This window comes from Curtobacterium sp. MCPF17_031, from assembly GCF_003234035.1.
Taxonomy (GTDB): Bacteria; Actinomycetota; Actinomycetes; order Actinomycetales; family Microbacteriaceae; genus Curtobacterium.
The window spans coordinates 124,645-141,265 of the sequence record NZ_QKSG01000008.1; the positions used below are offsets into that span (position 1 = coordinate 124,645).

The window sequence follows — 16,621 nt, forward strand, 5'->3', positions numbered from 1 at the left end:
GGTGCCCCGTCGTCGCGCACCCACGACGTCACACCAGGGATGCGCCCCGGACCGGCTCGCTAAGATCAGGCCGCACACCGAGCCTCCTGGGATGGAGGCCCTGGGACCGACGTGAGGACGCAACGCATGACCGGCACCATCTACGACAACATCTCCCAGGCCTTCGGCAACACCCCGCTCGTGCGGCTGAACCGACTGCCCCAGGAGGGCGGGGCCGAGGTCCTCGCCAAGCTCGAGTTCTACAACCCGGGCGCCAGCGTCAAGGACCGTCTCGGCGTCGCGATCATCGACGCAGCGGAGGAGTCCGGTGACCTGAAGCCCGGCGGCACGATCGTCGAGGGTTCGTCGGGCAACACCGGCATCGCCCTCGCCCTCGTGGGTGCGGCCCGCGGGTACAAGGTCGTCATCACGATGCCCGAGACCATGAGTGTCGAGCGCCGGGCCGTCATGCGTGCGTACGGAGCGGAGATCGTCCTGACCCCGGGCTCCGAGGGCATGAAGGGCGCCGTGGAACGCGCCGGTCAGATCGTCGACGAGACCCCGGGCGCGATCCTCGCCCACCAGTTCGAGACGACCGCGAACGCGGCGATCCACCGTCGGACCACGGCGCAGGAGATCCTCCGCGACACCGAGGAGCACGTCGACGTGTTCGTCGCGGGTGTCGGGACCGGTGGCACCATCACCGGTGTCGGGCAGGTCCTCAAGGAGCGCGTCCCCGGTGTGCAGGTCATCGCCGTCGAACCGGCCGACTCGCCCCTCCTGACCAAGGGCACGGCCGGGCCGCACAAGATCGCCGGCATCGGGGCGAACTTCATCCCCGAGGTCCTCGACCGTTCCGTGATCGACGAGGTCATCGACGTCGAGCTCGACGACGCCCTGCGGGTCGCCCGCGCGCTGGCCACGGAGGAGGGCATCCTCTCCGGCATCTCCTCGGGTGCCATCATCCACGCGGCCCTGCAGGTCGCGGCGCGGCCGGAGAACGCCGGCAAGCGCATCGTCGCGATCGTCTGCGACACGGGGGAGCGCTACCTGTCGACGGTGCTCTTCGAGGGGCTCTCTGCGTGACGAGGCCTCAACGCCGCGGCGTGCTGCGGACGGTCCGGGAGGACCTCGCCGCCGCACGCCGCGGTGACCCCGCCGCGCGCGGGGACCTCGAGAACGCGATCGTCTACTCGGGGCTGCACGCGATCTGGGCGTACCGGGTCACGCATCGACTGTGGGTCGCGCAGGGCCTGCCCGGTTCACGGACGGCGGCTCGGATCCTCGCGCAGGTCACGCGGACCCTCACGGGCATCGAGATCCACCCCGGTGCCCGCATCGGTCGCCGGTTCTTCATCGACCACGGCTTCGGTGTCGTCATCGGCGAGACGGCGGTGGTCGGCGACGACGTCCTCGTGTTCCACGGCGTGACCCTGGGCGGTCGGGGTGGAGGCCCGGGGCCGGGCTCCAAGCGGCACCCGACGGTGGGCGACCGGGTCGTCCTGGGCGCCGGCTCGGCGCTGATCGGCGGCATCACGGTCGGTGACGACGCCGTCATCGGCGCGGGGACCGTCGTCACGAAGGACGTGCCGGTGAACTCCGTCGTGACCGGGATCGCCGGCACCGCACGTCCGCGGTCCGGACACGAGGGCGTCCCGGAGCTCTGAGGCCGAACTCCCGGGCGTCCCGGGGACTGCCGGGTCAGCTCTTCTCGCAGGCGATCCCGTCGGCGTCGCGGTCCATCTTCTTGTTCGCGTTGTAGAGGGCGTCGTCCTTCTTCACGGTGCCCTTGAGTGCGCGGTACGAGGTCTTGCCGCCGGAGGTCACCTTGTTCTGGGTGACGGACTTCTTGGCGATCCCGCCCGAGTACACCTTGTTGACGGCGGTGCAGTTGGCGTAGGCCTTCGGCGCGGCGGAGGCGCTCGTCGCGGTGCCGGCGACACCGCCGACGGTGAGGGCGAGGGCGACGGCAGCGATGCCGAGGGTTCGAGTGGTCGTCACGGGTTCCTCCTGGAGGTGCGTTCGCCGACCGTCGGGTACGTGCGGCACGACGAGGGTACTGCCGATCCTTGAGGGAACTTCACCCCCACAACGAGGCAGGAACGGGCATCCTGGTGCGATGGACGGGACCACCCTGCACACGATCGTCGCGCGGACCGCGATGGCGCTGCCGGCCGTGACCGAGACGCAGCCGTTCGGCGAGGGGACCGACGTCTACAAGGTGGTCGACAAGATGTTCGCGATGAACGCGGAGCTCCGTGGTGTGGCGATCGTGAACCTCAAGTGCGCCCCACCCCACGGTGCCGCGCTGGTGCGGGACCACCCGGAGATCACCCCGGGCTGGCACATGGACAAGCGGCACTGGATCACGCTGTCGCCGGGGGAGGGGATCGACGAGCAGATGGTCGAGGACCTCGTCGCGAACGCCTGGGACCTCGTCGTCGCCGGCCTGCCGCGTGCCCGCCGCCCGTACGACCCGGGCCGTGGCGCCGGACCGGCCTGACGCGCGCGCCGGACCGCCAGGCCGACGCGGAACCCGCCGGGCCAGCGCGGGCCCCGCGGTCAGACGGCTGCGCGCCGGAGGGCGAGCTGGGCCTCCCGGACGACCTTCGGCGCGAGTCCGCCGCCCGAGGCGAGCACCGCCGTGGCCTGCTCCGCCGTGAGTCCGGCGAACATCTGCCCGATCGTGACCCCGTGCTCGGGGCGGTCCAGCACCGTCACCGCGTTGCCCGCGGCGACCGCACCGGAGCGCCGGACCCGGAAGTACGCGCCGGGACGGCCCTCTTCGGCGAAGCGCTTGACCCACTTGTCGACCTGCATCCGGCGCGCGAAGGTGCCGCAGGGGGTCCGCGGGATCGTGACCTCGAGTTCCAGGGTGTCGCCGATGCGCAGGCGCTCCCCGATGACCAGGCCGGTGACGTCGATGCCCGTCGTCCGGAGGTTCTCGCCGAACAGCCCGGGCGGGATCGGTCGGTCCAGCTGTCCGGCGAAGTACGCGGCGTCCTCGTCGGCGTACACGTAGACGGCCTGGTCCTCGCCGCCGTGGTGCTTGCGGTCCGCCTGCACGTCCGCGTACAGCCCGAGCGGGCGGACGCGGACCGGCCCGTCGACCGGGCGTTTGTCGATGGCGGTGATGCCGATCGTGCCGGAGTCGCGGTGCAGCTGTTCGACGCGGCAGACGGCGGTGACGACGGGCATGGGTCCACCCTGCCGTACGGCAGCCCCGCTGTGCACCTGGCAGCTCGACACGCAGGCCGATCTGCGCCGTCAGCAGGAGGAGGGGACCGTGCAACCGCAGCGACGCCGGACGGATCTCGTCGACGCTCGGATCCATCGGCACCCGGTCCGGCTCAGTACCAGTTGACCGCCTGCGAGTGCGACCACGCACTGCACGGGGTGCCGTAGGAGCCCTCGATGTACTGCAGGCCCCAGGCGACCTGGGTGGCGGCGTTCGTCTGCCAGTCCGCCGCGATCGAGGCCATCTTCGAGCCGGGGAGTGCCTGCGGGATGCCGGTCGCGCCACCGTTCGCGTTGACGGCGCGGTAGTCCCAGCCGGACTCCTTGGTCCACAGGCTGTCGAGGCACTGGAACTGGTCGGATCCCCAGCCGTACTGCGACGACGCCAGCGCGGCGGCTGCCGCCCGCGCGCCGGCGGGGGTGTTCGCCCGAGCCTGGGCCTCGGCGGCTGCTCGCTCCGCCGCGGCCCGCTCAGCAGCGGCCTTCGCCGCTGCTGCCGCGTCCGCGGCACGCTTCGCGGCCGCCTCGCGTGCGGCGGCGGCCTGTGCGTCGGCGTGGTCCTGGTCGGCGCTCGCCTGGGCGACGTCCTGCGTGGTGTCGACGGTCGACGCGATCCGTTCGGTCAGCGCCGAGCCGGAGAGCGAGGTGTAGTCGGACAGCGAGGCGATCCGGTGTTCGAGCCGGGAGGTGTCGGTCCCCTCGTTCGCGTCCCGGACGACCGTGCGTGCCGTCGAGATCGTGGCGGCGGCCTGGGCCCGGTCGAGGTCGGTACCGGACAGGTGGGGCGTCGCGGTGGCGCTGGGGACACCGAGCGCCTCGCCGAGTGCGGGCTGCGTGATGGTGAGGGCGCCGCCGGCGATCGCGACGACCGCGGCGCTGCCGGCGATCAGGACGCCGTGCCGACGGAGGGTCCGGCGCATCCGGCGGGACGGGGTGTCGAGGGCTGCGCGGCGGGTGCCGGGGGCCGGGGTGCTCGTGCGGGGAGTGGTTCTCGTCATCGTTTCCGCTTGTCGGCCGGCTCGTGGTGCGTGTCCGTGTGGGCGTCGAGGCGTGGCGTGCGCACGGGTGGTGCGCACGCCGGTCACCGGTGCCCGTCGACCGTCGCGGGGACGGTGAGGGCTCCGGGAGGACAGGAGGGGGGGACCTGCTGTCAGCGGCGTCGTCGCGTGGACCCGCGAGCCGGGGGAGGACCGGACGGTGATGTGGGGCCCGTCCGTTCCGCCTCCGAGCGGGTGACGATCACGTCACTCGCGGGGGCGAAGCGGCAACGATGACCTGCGATCCTGGGTGCCCCGTCCGAGTCCACTCCCAGAACCGTCGCTCCACGGTTCGGTAACGGTTCAGTAACGAGCCGGTGGTGATCAGCGTGTGGGGGTCGCCTGGCTCGTCGGGCTCTGTGCGACCCGCTCGAGGGCGTCGAGTGCCTGCGCGATGGAGTCGACGTCGTCGGGGGACAGCTCGGCGATGAGCCCGGCCACGATGCCGGTGCGCTGCGACCGGGCCGCGTCGACGGCGTCCATGCCCGCCTGGGTCGCGCTCACCATGAAGGCCCGGCCGTCACGCGGGTCCGGGTCCCGGACGATGAACCCGCGCTGTTCGAGCTCGGTGAGGATCCGGGTCATCGTGGGCTTGGTGACGACCTCGATCCGCGACAGGTCGCCGGGGCGGAGGGGACCGTGCTGCACGATCGACGCCAGGGCCGAGACGATGCCGTAGCCGAGCGAGGCCGAGTCGGTGCGTGCGCGCCGGTTGATCCGGCCGACGGCCGCGGCGAGGCGGGCGGCGACCTCGGTGCGGTCCGGGTCGAGGTCGGTCATGGTCGCTCCGCGGGTGTCGTTCGGGTGGTGAGCACGATCGTAGCGGTCGGGGAACACGCGTCGAACGGGGGACACGGCTGCGGTCCCGGCCGGCGGCGCCCGATGCCCGGCACACCGCTCGCCCGCCCCGACCGACCGACGGCGATCGTTTCCTGTACGGACGCTCAGGACATCCCGCGAGTCCGGGTCAGCGCTTCTCGCCCGGGAGTAGGTGGATCGCCTCCGTCGCGAGTTCCGCCGCGACGTTGTCGCCGTCCGCGGTGGCTGCCCGCAGGCGTCGGAAGTCCGCGGTCATCTGGTCCCAGTCGAGGAGCTCGTCCAGGTTCGGCAGGCGCAGTCGGAACGCCAGGCCGTCCATCGTGTCCTGGCAGACCCGCCGCAGGTTCTCGTTGCCGCACTCGGCGACGTACAGGGCGAACACCCCGAGGGCGTCGCGGTTTACGGCCGGGACGTCGTGCGCCTCGAGCTCGGTGATGGTCTTGTCGAGCGCTCCGAGGATCCGCTTGCGTGTCGCGGTGCCGAGTCGGGGGACCGCCAGGCGGACGACGCCTCCGAAGAGCACGCCCAGCGTCTGCATGGCCTCGATCACCTCGGCCGGGTCGGGGGTCGTGACCCGCGTGTACCGGTTCGGCGCCATCTCGATGAGTCCGGCGCGCGCGAGCTGGCTCAGTGCCTCGCGGATCGGCGTCCGCGAGACCCCGAGCCAGGCGATGAGCTCGTCGTCGTTCAGGCGTTCCCCGGGCTCGAGCGTGCCGTCCATGATCGCCTCGTGGATCTTCTGACGGACGGTGTCGCGGAGCAGCTTGTGCTCGGTCGGGGCGCTGCTGGGGACCGGCATGGGAGGCCTTCCGGGTTCAGGACGGGTGCCCGCTCACCGTACCTGATGTGGTACCGGACGGTTGCCCGGGCCGAGCGCGCTCGGAGCCCGGTGCCCTCGCAGCCCAGTGCGCTCAGAGCCCGAGCAGGCGGAGCGTCTCCGGGTCCTCGGCCCCGGCGAACCACCGGTCGAGCACGGCGGTGAACGGCGTCGGGTCATCGGCCGCCCGGGCGAAGAGCGTCATCGACGAGCGGGCCTTCACCGCGTCGATCCCGCCGAACAACTCCTCGGCCGAGGTCGCGGGCGCGTCGAGCACCGTCACCGCGACCGTGCGCAGTCGCGGTCCGAGCACCGGGTGCGCCAGGTACGCGCGCGCCTCGGCCAGCCCGGACACCGCGTACCGCTGCGCGGTCGCACTGCGTCCGAGCCCGGCGACCTGCGGCATGACGAACCACATCCAGTGGGAACGCTTCCGCCCGGCCGCGAGTTCGGCCAGGGCGGTGTCGTGGACACCCCGTTGCGCGGCCACGAACCGGTCGAGACCGTACGGGTCACGTGCTGCGTCGTTCACCGGACCACGTCCCCCCACGCGTACCGGACCGTGGTGCCGTCCACCACGAGGAGCGAGTCGGGCTCGCGGTCGAACAGTCCGGGTAGTCCCACCGCATCGGGGAGGTCACCCTCCAGGCGCTCCAGTCGGGCCGACCGCACCGTGAGGGGCGCGTGCTGTCGCTGCCAGTACAGCGTCTGCGCGAGCAGTCGCGCGTGGATCCCGGCGCGGGTCGTGAGGTCCGCCGCCAGCGCTGAGCGGTCGACCTCGCCGGCCACGACGCGGACCGAGGCGGCGTGGCGGGGGCCGGTCGCGCCTCCCGTCCGACGGGCCTGGCGGACCGCGCGGATCGGGTGCCGGACCCGGTCCGGGTGGCGGACCGACCGGTGCCCGAGGGTCTCGCCGCGGCGACGGGAGCGCGCCCAGGCGAACGTGTAGGGGACGCCGAGCAGCGCGTGCGCGGCGACGATCGCGGGCACGTTCGGGGTGTCCACGGTGAGGTAGGCGATGCCGCGTCGGCCGACGTCGTCGACGGTGAGGACCTCGACCGTGACCTCCGTCATCGAGCCGAGGCGGGTCGACGGCGGGAACGGCGGCACCTGCGTCTCGCGGAAGACGTACGAGACGAGGCCCACCCAGGCGCTGCCGTCCACGATGTCCGGCCGCGTGCCCCGGGGGACCAGGCGGGCCAGCGTCTCCGGCTCGCACCGCCAGTGCGCGAAGACGACGTCGTCCCAGGCGTGCACCGTCACCGCCCGGTGTCGGAGGGCGACCGTGGCACGGGTGCGTGGATCGGCGTCACCGGCCCCGAGCCCGGCCGGTGGCTCCTGGCCGTCGTCGGTCATCGGCGTGGGGCGTTCCGGGCGACGCGGACCGCCGACGCGACGAGCGGCGCCTGCAGCGGCAGCCGGAGGACCGCGATCAGGCGTGCCGCCCGGGAGGCCCGTGGGTGCTCGAGCAGGTCGCTCGCCATCTTCACGTTGGCGGGGAACACCGCGAGGAAGAGGGCGGCCGCCGCCCAGCCCGCGCGTCGCCGGGTCACGGGGACGAGGAGACCGGCGGCGATGCCGAGCTCGGCGAGACCCGAGACGAGCGTCGTGGTCCGGGGCGGCAGGGCCTCCGGGACGATCCGGTCGTAACCTCGGGGCCGGAGGAAGTGGGTCACCCCGGCGCTGCCCAGGAGGAGAGCGAGGACCCCGGCGGTCCTCCTGGCACGTCGTGCGCGTTCGGTCCGGCGTCGCATCGCCCCATCGTGCCCGACCGCACACGGTCCACGCCCAGGTCCGGTCCAGGGGAGCGCAGGTGCGCTCAGGTCAGCGCGGTCGCGACCAGGTCGAGCACCGCCGTGGCGACCTCGGCCTTCGTGCCCGAGGTCTCGCGGACGACCGAGCCGCCGGGGACGAGCACCTCGATGGCGTTCTCCTCGCGCTCGAACCCGTGCGACCAGCCGACGTGGTTCACGACGAGCAGGTCGGCGGGCTTCCGGGCGATCTTGGCGCGGCCGAGTTCGAGGCGCGCCTCGCGGTCGGGTTCGGTCTCCGCCGCGAAGCCCACGACGACCTGACCGGCCCGGCGTGCTGCGACGAGTTCGGCGAGGACGTCGGGGTTCTTCACCAGCTCGAGCGTCATCCGGTCGCCCTGCTGCTCCTTCTTGAGCTTCGACTCGAGCACCTCGGCCGGTCGGTAGTCGGCGACCGCTGCGGTCATCACCAGGACGTCCGCCTCGGGTGCTTCGGCGTGCATGGCGGCGGCGAGCTCCTGCGCGGACCCGACCCGGACGATGCGGACCGCCAAGCCCTCGGTGAGGCCGGGGTCGGTGTTCGCGGCGACGAGGGTGACGACGGCACCGCGGCGGGCGGCCTCGGCGGCGAGCGCCACCCCTTGCCGGCCGCTCGACCGGTTGCCGACGAAGCGGACCGGGTCGAGGGGTTCGCGGGTGCCACCGGCGCTGACGACGACACGGACGCCGGCCAGGTCGCCCTGCTCGCCTCGGGCGCCGGTGTGGAGGCCCGGTGTGGCGTCGAGCGATCCGGTGCGGTCCGGCGCTTCGGCGGCCTCGAGCACCGCGAGTGCCGCGACGACGATGTCCTCCGGCTCCGACATCCGACCGATGCCGGCGTCGTCCCCGGTGAGCGCGCCGACGACCGGCCCGACGACGTGCACGCCGCGGGCGCGCAGGGTGGCGAGGTTCGCCCGGGTCGCGGGGTGCTCCCACATCTGCGGGTGCATGGCGGGGGCGACGACGACAGGGGCTTCGGTGGCCAGCAGGGTGGTGCCGAGCAGGTCGCCGGCGAGCCCGGCGGCCATCTTGGCCAGGCTGTCGGCGGTGGCGGGCGCGATCACGACGAGGTCGGCGCGACGGCCGAGCGCGACGTGCCGGACCTCGGCGACGTCGTCCCAGACGCTGGTCGAGACGGGGTTGCGGCTGAGGGCCTCCAGGGTGGGCAGGCCGACGAACCGCAGCGCGCCCTCGGTGGGGACGACGTGCACGTCGTGGCCGCGCTTGACCAGGTCGCGGACGACGCCGACGGCCTTGTAGGCGGCGATCCCGCCGGTGATGCCGACGACGACGGTGCGGGGACGGGCGGGCTGCGTGGCTGCGTCGTTCACAGCGCTCACGCTACCCGGGCGGCTCCGCAGGCCGCCGGGTCGGTTCCCGGAGTGCGGGTGGCAGGATCGGCCCCATGTGCACCGTCGTCGTCCGTGTCGATCCCGGCGCGGCGTGGCCCGTGACCGTCCTGGCGCTCCGGGACGAGTCCCCGGACCGGCCGTGGGACCCGCCGGCCGCGTGGTGGCCGGACCGTGACACCGGCGTCGTCGGCGTCCGGGACCAGCAGGCGGGAGGCGCGTGGCTGGCCGCCTCGGACCGCAACGGCCTGGCCGTGGTGCTCAACCGGTGGGAGTCGACCCCGGGCGTCGACGGCACCTGGACCACCCGGGGGACCCTGCCGCTGGACGCGGTCGTGGACGGAGTCGTCCCGGGCGCGGACGGCGCGCGGCCGACGAGCCGCGCGTTCAACCTGGTCCGCGCCACCGCCGACGGCGCCGAGGTCGTCACCTGGGACGGCATCGCCGTCCGGACGACGGCGCTCGGGCCGGGCGTGCACATGGTCACGCACGGGGAGCCGGACGACCCGGCCGCACCCCGGATCGGGCGGTGGCTCGACGCCTTCCGCGCGGTGCCCGCTCCGACCGGGCCGCCGGCCGCCGAACCCGCCGATGAACTCAGCACCACGCCGGACGACGGGTGGGCGCCGTGGTTCGGGGTGCTCGCCGGGTCCACCGCGCTGGCACCGGACGACCGGGACGCGATCCTCCGGGACACGGTCGAGCCGGAGGGGCACTTCGCGACGCTGTCGATCGTGGCCGCGGCGGTCGGACCCGGGCGGACGGTGCTCCGGCACACCAGGCTCGCGGAGCCGGGGGAGTTGCGGCTCGACACCGCCCACTGACCAGGGGGTCGCGGGGCGGGGGCGGGACGGGCCTCCCGGCTGGGCCGCCGCGTGCCGACCGGTCGGGAGGCCCGCTCGTGTCAGTCCGGCAGGCGCGTGCCGGTGAGGTCCTCGGCCACGGCCCACAGGGACCTGGCGAGGTCGACGCCACGGGCTGAGCGGGGCACCGAGGCGAGGGTGGTCGGGCCGGTCAGACCGAACGCCCCGGCCGGCCCGTAGTAGGCCCCGGAGGCGGCGTTCCGCCCGACGGCCGCGTACAGCAGCGGCTCGGAGCCCTGCTCGACGTCCTGCGTGAACGGCAGTGCCCGGTCGCTCGACTGCACGGGGCGGTCGCGGCCGAGCGACCGACCCGCCGACTGCAGGTTCGTCCGGGTGTAGCCGGGGTGCGCGATGGTCGAGGACAGGTGCCAGTCGCGGGTGACCGCCACCTGGTGCAGGTGCAGTCCGAGGAGCAGGTCGGCGAGCTTCGACTGGGCGTAGGCGAGCCACGGCTGGTAGCCGGTCTGCCACTGCAGGTCGCCGAAGTGGATCCTGCCCGGCACGGCGGCGATGCTCGACATCGTCGCGACCCGGGGGGCATCGGCACGCAGCAGGGTGGGCAGCAGCAGGTTCGTCAGCGCGAACGGGCCGAGGTAGTTCGTCCCGAACTGGAGCTCGAAGCCGTCCGCGGTCTCGAAGCGCTCCCGGGGCGCCATCACGCCGGCGTTGTTGACGAGCACGTCGAGCGGACGGTCGTCGGCGATGATCCCGTCGGCGAAGCGGTGCACGCTCGACATGTCGGCGAGGTCGAGTTCGCGGACCTCGAGGTCGGCGTCGGGATGCTCGCGGCGGATCTCGGCGGCGGCGGCCTCGCCCTTGGACGCCGTGCGGACGGCGATGACGACGCTCGCGCCGGCTCCTGCGAGCCTGCGGGCGGTCTCCTTGCCGGTGCCGCTGTTCGACCCGGTGACGACGATGCGTCGGCCGGTCTGGTCGGGGAGGTCCGAGGGCTGCACCATGCGTCGGACCGTACACAGCCGTGCTGGGGGTGCGGGGGCGGGCGGATCGTGCTAGTTTTCATGCGTTCGCATTGATCGACTGCGAGATCCGGGAGGGTCCCATGAGCAACGCCTTCGGCACCGACCGACCCTCGGACGTGCCGCCCCCGGCACCGGACCGCATCGGCCCCGTGCAGCTCGGCCTCGACACCTTCGGCGATGTCACCCAGTCCGCGGACGGGGGCGTGCAGACCCACGCCCAGACCCTCCGCGACCTGCTCGACGAAGCCGTCCTCGCCGACCAGGTCGGCATCGACTTCATCGGCGTCGGGGAGCACCACCGCGCCGACTACTCCGTGAGCGCCCCCGAGGTCGTCCTCGCCGCGATCGCCGCCCGCACCGAGCGCATCCGACTCGGCAGCGCCGTCACGGTGCTCTCCTCCGACGACCCCGTCCGCGTGTACGAGCGCTTCGCCACCGTCGACGCGATCTCGGACGGGCGCGCCGAGGTCATCCTGGGCCGCGGGTCCTTCACCGAGTCCTTCCCGCTGTTCGGCTTCGATCTGCACGACTACGAGGTCCTGTTCGAGGAGAAGCTCCAACTCTGGAGCGCCCTCCGCGGGGGCGACACCGTCACCTGGCAGGGCACCAAGCGTGCCTCGCTCGTCGAGCAGGACGTCTTCCCGAAGCTCGAGCACGGCCCGATCCCGACCTGGATCGGCGTCGGCGGCTCCCCGCAGTCGGTGATCCGGGCGGCGTCCTACGGCATGCCACTGTTCCTCGCGATCATCGGCGGGCAGCCCGCGCAGTTCGCCCCCTTCGCGCGGCTCTACCGCCAGGCGCTCGACCAGCTCGAACTCCCGCAGCAGCCGATCGCCATGCACTCGCCGGGCTTCATCGCCGAGACCGACGAGGAAGCGGCCGAGCGCTACTGGCCCTTCCACAAGGCCGTCACCGACCAGCTGGGCCGGGAGCGTGGCTGGCCGCCGCTCGACCAGGCCGGCTACCGCGCCGGGCTGTCCGCCGGCGGGTCGCTGTACGTCGGGTCGCCGGAGACCGTCGCGCGGAAGATCGCGCGCAATATGCGGATCCTCGGGGTCTCGCGGTTCGACATGCGGTACGCCACCGGACGCCTCCCGCACGCCGACATGTTGCGGTCGATCGAGCTCTACGGCACGCGCGTCGCGCCGCGGGTCCGCGAGCTGCTGGCCGAGCCGGTCCCGGTGCCCTGAGCGCGCCTCCCGTCCGGCCCGGCCTGCCGACGCCGTTCGGGTTCGCGCCACACCGGTGTTCGTCCGTCACGCCGCGTCATCACGCGGCGCGACGGACGAACACCGGTGCCCCGCATCCGGTCGCCGGGCCGCGTCCCGGCGGCCGGGAGGCCCGGTGCAAGCCCGCCCGGCGGCTCCCGGGACGACGCGGGTAGCGTCGGGCGCATGTCGCCGAGCAGCAACGAGACCACCGAACGACGGTTCCGCGGGCGGATCCTCGGCGCCGGGAGCACCTCCGGCGTCCGGTTCGTGGTCGGCATGTGGGAGTCGTCACCGTTCGGCGCCTTCACCGACGTCTTCGTGGAGCTGCCCGACGGCTCGAGCGTCCTGCTGGCCCCGGACGAGATCGTCGCCGCCTACGTCTCCGGCACGTACCGCTTCGACGCCGTGTCCGTGGTCGACATCGACGCCCGCCGCACCGCCCGCGGCCTGGAGCTCGACGCCGGCCCGCTCGTCGCCTCGGTCGACGTCGGCGCGATCTCCCCCCTCGGCAGGGTCCTGCGGATCGTCCCGAAGCGCATCGCCCGCGACCCTCGCTGGCTGACCGTGATCGACCCGGTCGCGAAGCTCGTCGCCCCGGGGGCCGGGACCGCCGGCACCGCCGGCAACGGCCGACGCGAGTACTACGGGGTCACCGGGGCACACGACGTCGTCGGCGTCCGCGGCACCTGGGCGGGGGAGGCGCTCGGCGACCTCGCGCCGCTCGACCCGCCCGTGCGGTTCGGGTTCGCCTCATTGCCGCGGATCCCACAGGTCGTCGACGTCGAGACCACGATCCGCGAGCGCGCCTGAGGCACGGACAGGCCCCTCGCGCGCGTCCAGTGAACGGGGGCACACTGGTCGGAACGGTTCGCGCCCGACGCCCGGCTGACGTGTCAGCGAGGACGGGGCGCACGACGCAAAGGAGCATCATGACCGACACCCAGACCGACCACCGTGCCGCCATCTCGGACATCGTCCACGGTGCCCGCACGGCGCTCCTCACGACGGTGAGCGAGGACGGGCAGCTGCACGCCAGGCCTCTCGCCGTGCAGGACAAGTCCTTCCACGGCAGCCTGCGCTTCCTGGTGCAGGACGGCAGCGAGAAGGTCGAGGACATCGCCCGGAACCCGCACGTGAACGTCGCGATCGAGTCCCAGGGCGGCTACCTGTCCATCGCCGGCACGGCCACCGTCACCGAGGACCGGGCGGTCGTCGACGAACTGTGGTCGCCGTTCGCCGAGGCGTGGTTCCCCGAGGGACGCGACGACCCGTCGATCCGGCTGCTCACCGTCGAGGGCGTCTCGGTCGAGTACTGGACGCAGGACACCGGCCCGGTCGGGTCGCTCGTGCAGACCCTCAAGGCCGCGCTCGGGCACCAGTCCCAGCCGGACGTCGGCAGCCACGGCACGCTCGAGGTCTAGCCGCGCGCACCCGCCCGGGCCGCGCCGGCCCGGGCGGGTGCGCGTGCGTGTGCGTGTGCCAGCGCTCCGGGTACCGTCAGGGTGGCCCGAGCAGCCAGAGCACCGCGACGAACACCGGCTGCAGGACCAGTGCCCCGGCGACGAGGGTCGAGCGCATCGCCGGCTTGGCGACGAGTTCCGGCGAGCCCATCAGCGGCGCGAGCGGCATGAGCAGCCGCGGGGTCGACGCCATCGGCAGCGACACGGCGAACACGTAGAGCGCGTACCCGGCGGCGAACACGAGCGTGGTCGTCCCGAGCTTCCGGGTCGACCGGCGCGCCAACCACATCGGGTAGAGCACGAGCAGCACGACGACCATGAGCACACCGCCCACACCGAGCCACTTCGCGGTGGTCAGGAACCACGGCGACAGCGGGACGAAGTGCACCCGGCCGATGAAGTTCACCCACCAGGACATCTCGGTCGCCAGGTAGGCGTCGGGGCGACCGGTGGCCCAGCCTGCGATGACCGGCCACGCGGCTCCGGCGGCGGCCATCACGAGTCCGGCGACCACGACCTGGACCCGCTCGCGGACGGGGAACTCGTCGAGGCTGCGGGCGCCGGAGCGACGGGCCCCGACGTACCGGACGAGCGCGATGACGCCGAGGGTCAGGGGGATGGCGAGCGCACCCGGACGTGTGAACGAGGCGACGATCCCGAGCACCGTGAGCAAGCCGTACCGTCGTCGTTCCATCGCCAGCAGCGCCCCGAAGGTCAGCGCGAGGAACGCGGTCTCGGCGTACCCGACCTGCAGCAGGAACGACAGCGGACCGCAGGTGAAGAAGAAGACCGCCCACAGCGCCGCCGTGTCGCCCGCGTGGTCCTGGACGAGTCGGTGGAGCAGGAACGCCGCGATGAGTCCGGCGATGATCGCGACCGCCGGGCCGCCGATCGTGAACGGCAGACCTGTGGAGACCGTCAGCAGGCGGATCGTGAAGGGGAACGCCGGCAGGAACGCCCACGCGTTCTGGGCGACGTGACCGGTGGCGTCGAGCGGCAGCACCGATGGGTACCCGTGCAGTGAGATCGCCTCGTAGTACTGGCCGTCCCATGAGGTCAGGAACGCCGTGAACCCGTGGTCGTTGCCCCAGAGCGCGTTGTCGGGCTGGACCCGGCCCATCAGGGGGTAGGCGACCATCAGCCACATCGTCGACAGCAGACGTCCCACGGCCCAGAGGAGCAGGACGGCCGCCCACGCCGGCATGCTGACGACCGTGTCGACCACGCGGCGGCGGCCCGCGGCGACCGAGCCCGTCAGGACACCGTCCGGGCGGCTCACGCGCGCGGTCCGCGGAGGTCGGGTACGGCAGACTGCACGAGGCCACGGTAGTCGGCGATCCCTGGAGAGGAGGGACGCGCGACGGTGCGGGTGTCCAGAGCGCGTGATCCGGGCCTCCCGACGGCGTCGGCCGGAACGCGAGCCGGGACGCGAGCCGGACTAGCATGCCAGGCGATGACGACGACGACAGCACGACGGACGAGCAGCACGGCGGTCGCCGTGCTCGTGGCCGGCACCTTCTTCATGGAGCTCCTGGACGGCACGATCCTGGCCACCGCGGCCCCGGCCATGGGGCGCGACCTGGGGGTCGACTCCGCAGCGGTCGGCGTCGCGATCACCGCGTACCTGGTCACCCTCGCGGTGTTCATCCCGGTCAGCGGATGGATCACCGACCGCGTCGGCTCACGGACCGTCTTCGTCGGCGCCATCGCGCTCTTCACGGTCGCGTCCGCGCTCTGCGCCGCCGCCACCGGACTCGTCGAGCTCACGCTCTGGCGGATCCTGCAGGGGCTCGGCGGCGCGCTCATGGTGCCGGTCGGGAGGCTCGTGGTGCTCAGGAGCGCCGGTCGGGACCAGCTCGTCACGGCGATCGCGATCCTGACCTGGCCCGCGCTCGCGGCGCCGATCATCGCGCCCTTCCTCGGCGGGGTGCTCGTCGACACGTTGTCCTGGCACTGGATCTTCCTCGTCAACATCCCGCTCGGGGTGGTCGCCGTCGTCGCGGCGCTCCTGATCGTGCCGCAGGAGCGGGCGCCGGAGCGGGTGCCGTTCGACTGGCTCGGGTCGCTGCTGGCGTGCCTGGGGCTGGGGACGCTCGTCGTCATGGCGTCGCTGCTCGCGCTCGAGACCGTGCCCGTCGTGCCGACCGTGCTCGCGGGCGTCGTCGGGGCGCTCTGCACCTGGCTCGCGATCCGGCACTTCCTCCGAGCCGCACACCCGATCATGGGGCTCGGCGCGTTCCGGCTCGAGACCTTCCGGGTGTCCCACGCCGGCGGCAGCCTGTTCCGCCTGGCCGTGTCCGCCGTGCCGTTCGTGCTGCCGCTGCTGTTCCAGGACGCCTGGGGGTGGACCGCGCTCGAGGCCGGGTCCGCCGTGCTCTGGGTCTTCGTCGGGAACCTCGGCATCAAGCCCGCGACCACGCCGTTCCTCCGCTGGTGGGGGTACCGGCCGGTGATCGTGGTGTCCTCGGCCGTCGCCGCGCTGTCCGTCGTGGCGATGGTGTTCCTCACGCCGACGACCCCGTTCTGGCTGCTCGTCGTGCTCCTGGTCGTCAGCGGAGCCGCACGCTCGGTCGGGTTCACCGCGTACAACACCATCGCGTTCGCCGACGTCGAGCAGCCCGACATGACGGCGGCGAACACGCTGTCCTCGACGCTGCAGCAGACCGCGGCCGGGTTCGGCGTCGCCGTCGTCGCCGTCGTGCTCCGGGCCGCCGCCGGGGTCGGCGGGGAGGGACTCGCCGGCTCCGGGCCCTACGCGGTCGCGTTCGTCGTGATCGCGGTGCTGCTGGTCGTCGCCTGCGTCGAGGGGTTCCTGATGAGCCGGACCGCCGGGGAGACGGTGCGGCCGTCGCGGCGTCTGCGAACCGGGTCGTCGGGCGTTCCGCGGGGCTGAGCAGGCGTCACGGCTCGTCACCGGGCGTGCACCCGCAGGTCACGTGTCCGGGATGCGCAGCGCGCTACAGTCTCAGCAACCTGCTGCGATGCCCGAGTACCGTGACCGCGGCAGGAGAGCGGGCCGTTCAGGGCCCAGGACGGAAGGCAGCATGGCGGCGCCACACGAGCAGGGATCGACCGAACC

The 16,621-nt window shown here is 73.2% G+C and carries 19 protein-coding genes; 8 read left to right on the plus strand and 11 right to left on the minus strand.

The genetic code is table 11. The features are described from left to right. Positions 1 to 126 precede the first annotated feature (126 nt). Both cysK and epsC read left to right on the plus strand, forming a co-directional pair. On the plus strand, positions 127 to 1,065 hold the full coding sequence (gene cysK, locus DEJ31_RS12470; protein WP_110902545.1) for a cysteine synthase A: 939 nt from the start codon (positions 127 to 129) through the stop codon (positions 1,063 to 1,065). After that, entirely contained in the window at positions 1,062 to 1,646 is a 585-nt protein-coding gene (gene epsC / locus DEJ31_RS12475; RefSeq protein WP_258366289.1) for a serine O-acetyltransferase EpsC, read from the plus strand. Before cysK ends, epsC begins: the two co-directional genes overlap by 4 nt. Before the next feature lie 34 nt (positions 1,647 to 1,680). Here epsC and DEJ31_RS12480 read toward each other — a convergent pair whose 3' ends face one another. Continuing rightward, positions 1,681 to 1,980, minus strand: a complete 300-nt coding sequence (locus DEJ31_RS12480) for an excalibur calcium-binding domain-containing protein (protein WP_220033243.1) — start codon at positions 1,978 to 1,980, stop codon at positions 1,681 to 1,683. Positions 1,981 to 2,098: 118 nt separating this feature from the next. On the opposite strand from DEJ31_RS12480, the gene DEJ31_RS12485 reads away from it, so the two are divergent. Then, positions 2,099 to 2,482 (plus strand): MmcQ/YjbR family DNA-binding protein, encoded by a 384-nt coding sequence (locus DEJ31_RS12485; protein ID WP_110902547.1) that lies wholly within the window; start codon positions 2,099 to 2,101, stop codon positions 2,480 to 2,482. A 59-nt stretch (positions 2,483 to 2,541) separates the two neighbouring features. On the opposite strand, the gene DEJ31_RS12490 is transcribed toward DEJ31_RS12485, so the two are convergent. From DEJ31_RS12490 to DEJ31_RS12525, 8 genes are all read right to left on the minus strand, one after another. Beyond that, complete coding sequence (locus tag DEJ31_RS12490) at positions 2,542 to 3,177, minus strand: MOSC domain-containing protein (RefSeq protein WP_110902548.1); 636 nt, start codon at positions 3,175 to 3,177, stop codon at positions 2,542 to 2,544. A gap of 152 nt (positions 3,178 to 3,329) precedes the next feature. Next, positions 3,330 to 4,214 carry a phospholipase gene (locus DEJ31_RS17255; protein ID WP_181421467.1) on the minus strand — a complete coding sequence of 295 codons (885 nt, stop codon included), beginning with the start codon at positions 4,212 to 4,214 and terminating at the stop codon, positions 3,330 to 3,332. A gap of 363 nt (positions 4,215 to 4,577) precedes the next feature. Continuing rightward, a complete protein-coding gene (locus DEJ31_RS12500; RefSeq protein ID WP_110902753.1) occupies positions 4,578 to 5,033 on the minus strand; it encodes a MarR family winged helix-turn-helix transcriptional regulator in 456 nt (151 codons plus the stop codon). 187 nt (positions 5,034 to 5,220) lie between these two features. Next, on the minus strand, positions 5,221 to 5,871 hold the full coding sequence (locus DEJ31_RS12505; protein WP_111045232.1) for a GntR family transcriptional regulator: 651 nt from the start codon (positions 5,869 to 5,871) through the stop codon (positions 5,221 to 5,223). Between the two features lie 112 nt (positions 5,872 to 5,983). Next, positions 5,984 to 6,421 carry a DUF1810 domain-containing protein gene (locus DEJ31_RS12510; protein ID WP_111122020.1) on the minus strand — a complete coding sequence of 146 codons (438 nt, stop codon included), beginning with the start codon at positions 6,419 to 6,421 and terminating at the stop codon, positions 5,984 to 5,986. Then, a complete protein-coding gene (locus DEJ31_RS12515; protein ID WP_111122021.1) occupies positions 6,418 to 7,245 on the minus strand; it encodes a DUF2071 domain-containing protein in 828 nt (275 codons plus the stop codon). The genes DEJ31_RS12510 and DEJ31_RS12515 overlap by 4 nt, the downstream gene beginning before the upstream one ends. Continuing rightward, complete coding sequence (locus tag DEJ31_RS12520; protein ID WP_111122022.1) at positions 7,242 to 7,643, minus strand: hypothetical protein; 402 nt, start codon at positions 7,641 to 7,643, stop codon at positions 7,242 to 7,244. The genes DEJ31_RS12515 and DEJ31_RS12520 overlap by 4 nt, the downstream gene beginning before the upstream one ends. Positions 7,644 to 7,708: 65 nt before the next feature. Next, the gene (locus DEJ31_RS12525) at positions 7,709 to 9,010 is read right to left on the minus strand and encodes a phosphopantothenate--cysteine ligase family flavoprotein (RefSeq protein WP_111122059.1); all 1,302 of its coding nucleotides are present in this window, start codon (positions 9,008 to 9,010) and stop codon (positions 7,709 to 7,711) included. 74 nt (positions 9,011 to 9,084) lie between these two features. Here DEJ31_RS12525 and DEJ31_RS12530 point away from each other — a divergent pair, with 74 nt between their 5' ends. Next, positions 9,085 to 9,852, plus strand: a complete 768-nt coding sequence (locus tag DEJ31_RS12530; RefSeq protein WP_111122023.1) for an NRDE family protein — start codon at positions 9,085 to 9,087, stop codon at positions 9,850 to 9,852. A gap of 80 nt (positions 9,853 to 9,932) precedes the next feature. On the opposite strand, the gene DEJ31_RS12535 is transcribed toward DEJ31_RS12530, so the two are convergent. Continuing rightward, positions 9,933 to 10,850 carry an SDR family oxidoreductase gene (locus DEJ31_RS12535; protein ID WP_111122024.1) on the minus strand — a complete coding sequence of 306 codons (918 nt, stop codon included), beginning with the start codon at positions 10,848 to 10,850 and terminating at the stop codon, positions 9,933 to 9,935. Positions 10,851 to 10,951: 101 nt separating this feature from the next. Between DEJ31_RS12535 and DEJ31_RS12540 the strand changes: the two genes are divergently transcribed. The 3 genes from DEJ31_RS12540 (at position 10,952) to DEJ31_RS12550 (ending at position 13,503) form a co-directional block, all read left to right on the plus strand. Next, positions 10,952 to 12,061, plus strand: coding sequence for an LLM class flavin-dependent oxidoreductase (locus DEJ31_RS12540; protein ID WP_111044427.1), 1,110 nt, complete (start codon positions 10,952 to 10,954; stop codon positions 12,059 to 12,061). A gap of 204 nt (positions 12,062 to 12,265) precedes the next feature. Continuing rightward, positions 12,266 to 12,892: a hypothetical protein gene (locus tag DEJ31_RS12545; protein WP_111044426.1), complete on the plus strand. Its 627-nt coding sequence runs from the start codon at positions 12,266 to 12,268 to the stop codon at positions 12,890 to 12,892. A gap of 119 nt (positions 12,893 to 13,011) precedes the next feature. Further along, positions 13,012 to 13,503, plus strand: coding sequence for a pyridoxamine 5'-phosphate oxidase family protein (locus tag DEJ31_RS12550; RefSeq protein WP_110902556.1), 492 nt, complete (start codon positions 13,012 to 13,014; stop codon positions 13,501 to 13,503). A gap of 76 nt (positions 13,504 to 13,579) precedes the next feature. Here the strand turns inward: DEJ31_RS12550 and DEJ31_RS12555 are convergent, their stop codons facing one another. Next, a complete protein-coding gene (locus tag DEJ31_RS12555) occupies positions 13,580 to 14,821 on the minus strand; it encodes a hypothetical protein (protein WP_111122025.1) in 1,242 nt (413 codons plus the stop codon). A gap of 174 nt (positions 14,822 to 14,995) precedes the next feature. On the opposite strand from DEJ31_RS12555, the gene DEJ31_RS12560 reads away from it, so the two are divergent. Further along, positions 14,996 to 16,435: an MFS transporter gene (locus DEJ31_RS12560; RefSeq protein ID WP_110902558.1), complete on the plus strand. Its 1,440-nt coding sequence runs from the start codon at positions 14,996 to 14,998 to the stop codon at positions 16,433 to 16,435. Positions 16,436 to 16,621 lie beyond the last annotated feature (186 nt).

Excerpts from the sequence above, each read along its gene's own strand:
- cysK (WP_110902545.1), top strand. The coding sequence starts at position 127 with ATGACCGGCACCATCTACGACAACATCTCCCAGGCCTTCGGCAACACC.
- DEJ31_RS12485 (WP_110902547.1), top strand. The coding sequence starts at position 2,099 with ATGGACGGGACCACCCTGCACACGATCGTCGCGCGGACCGCGATGGCG.
- DEJ31_RS12490 (WP_110902548.1), bottom strand. The coding sequence starts at position 3,177 with ATGCCCGTCGTCACCGCCGTCTGCCGCGTCGAACAGCTGCACCGCGAC.
- DEJ31_RS17255 (WP_181421467.1), bottom strand. The coding sequence starts at position 4,214 with ATGACGAGAACCACTCCCCGCACGAGCACCCCGGCCCCCGGCACCCGC.
- DEJ31_RS12500 (WP_110902753.1), bottom strand. The coding sequence starts at position 5,033 with ATGACCGACCTCGACCCGGACCGCACCGAGGTCGCCGCCCGCCTCGCC.
- DEJ31_RS12505 (WP_111045232.1), bottom strand. The coding sequence starts at position 5,871 with ATGCCGGTCCCCAGCAGCGCCCCGACCGAGCACAAGCTGCTCCGCGAC.
- DEJ31_RS12515 (WP_111122021.1), bottom strand. The coding sequence starts at position 7,245 with ATGACCGACGACGGCCAGGAGCCACCGGCCGGGCTCGGGGCCGGTGAC.
- DEJ31_RS12520 (WP_111122022.1), bottom strand. The coding sequence starts at position 7,643 with ATGCGACGCCGGACCGAACGCGCACGACGTGCCAGGAGGACCGCCGGG.
- DEJ31_RS12530 (WP_111122023.1), top strand. The coding sequence starts at position 9,085 with ATGTGCACCGTCGTCGTCCGTGTCGATCCCGGCGCGGCGTGGCCCGTG.
- DEJ31_RS12535 (WP_111122024.1), bottom strand. The coding sequence starts at position 10,850 with ATGGTGCAGCCCTCGGACCTCCCCGACCAGACCGGCCGACGCATCGTC.
- DEJ31_RS12540 (WP_111044427.1), top strand. The coding sequence starts at position 10,952 with ATGAGCAACGCCTTCGGCACCGACCGACCCTCGGACGTGCCGCCCCCG.
- DEJ31_RS12545 (WP_111044426.1), top strand. The coding sequence starts at position 12,266 with ATGTCGCCGAGCAGCAACGAGACCACCGAACGACGGTTCCGCGGGCGG.
- DEJ31_RS12550 (WP_110902556.1), top strand. The coding sequence starts at position 13,012 with ATGACCGACACCCAGACCGACCACCGTGCCGCCATCTCGGACATCGTC.
- DEJ31_RS12560 (WP_110902558.1), top strand. The coding sequence starts at position 14,996 with ATGACGACGACGACAGCACGACGGACGAGCAGCACGGCGGTCGCCGTG.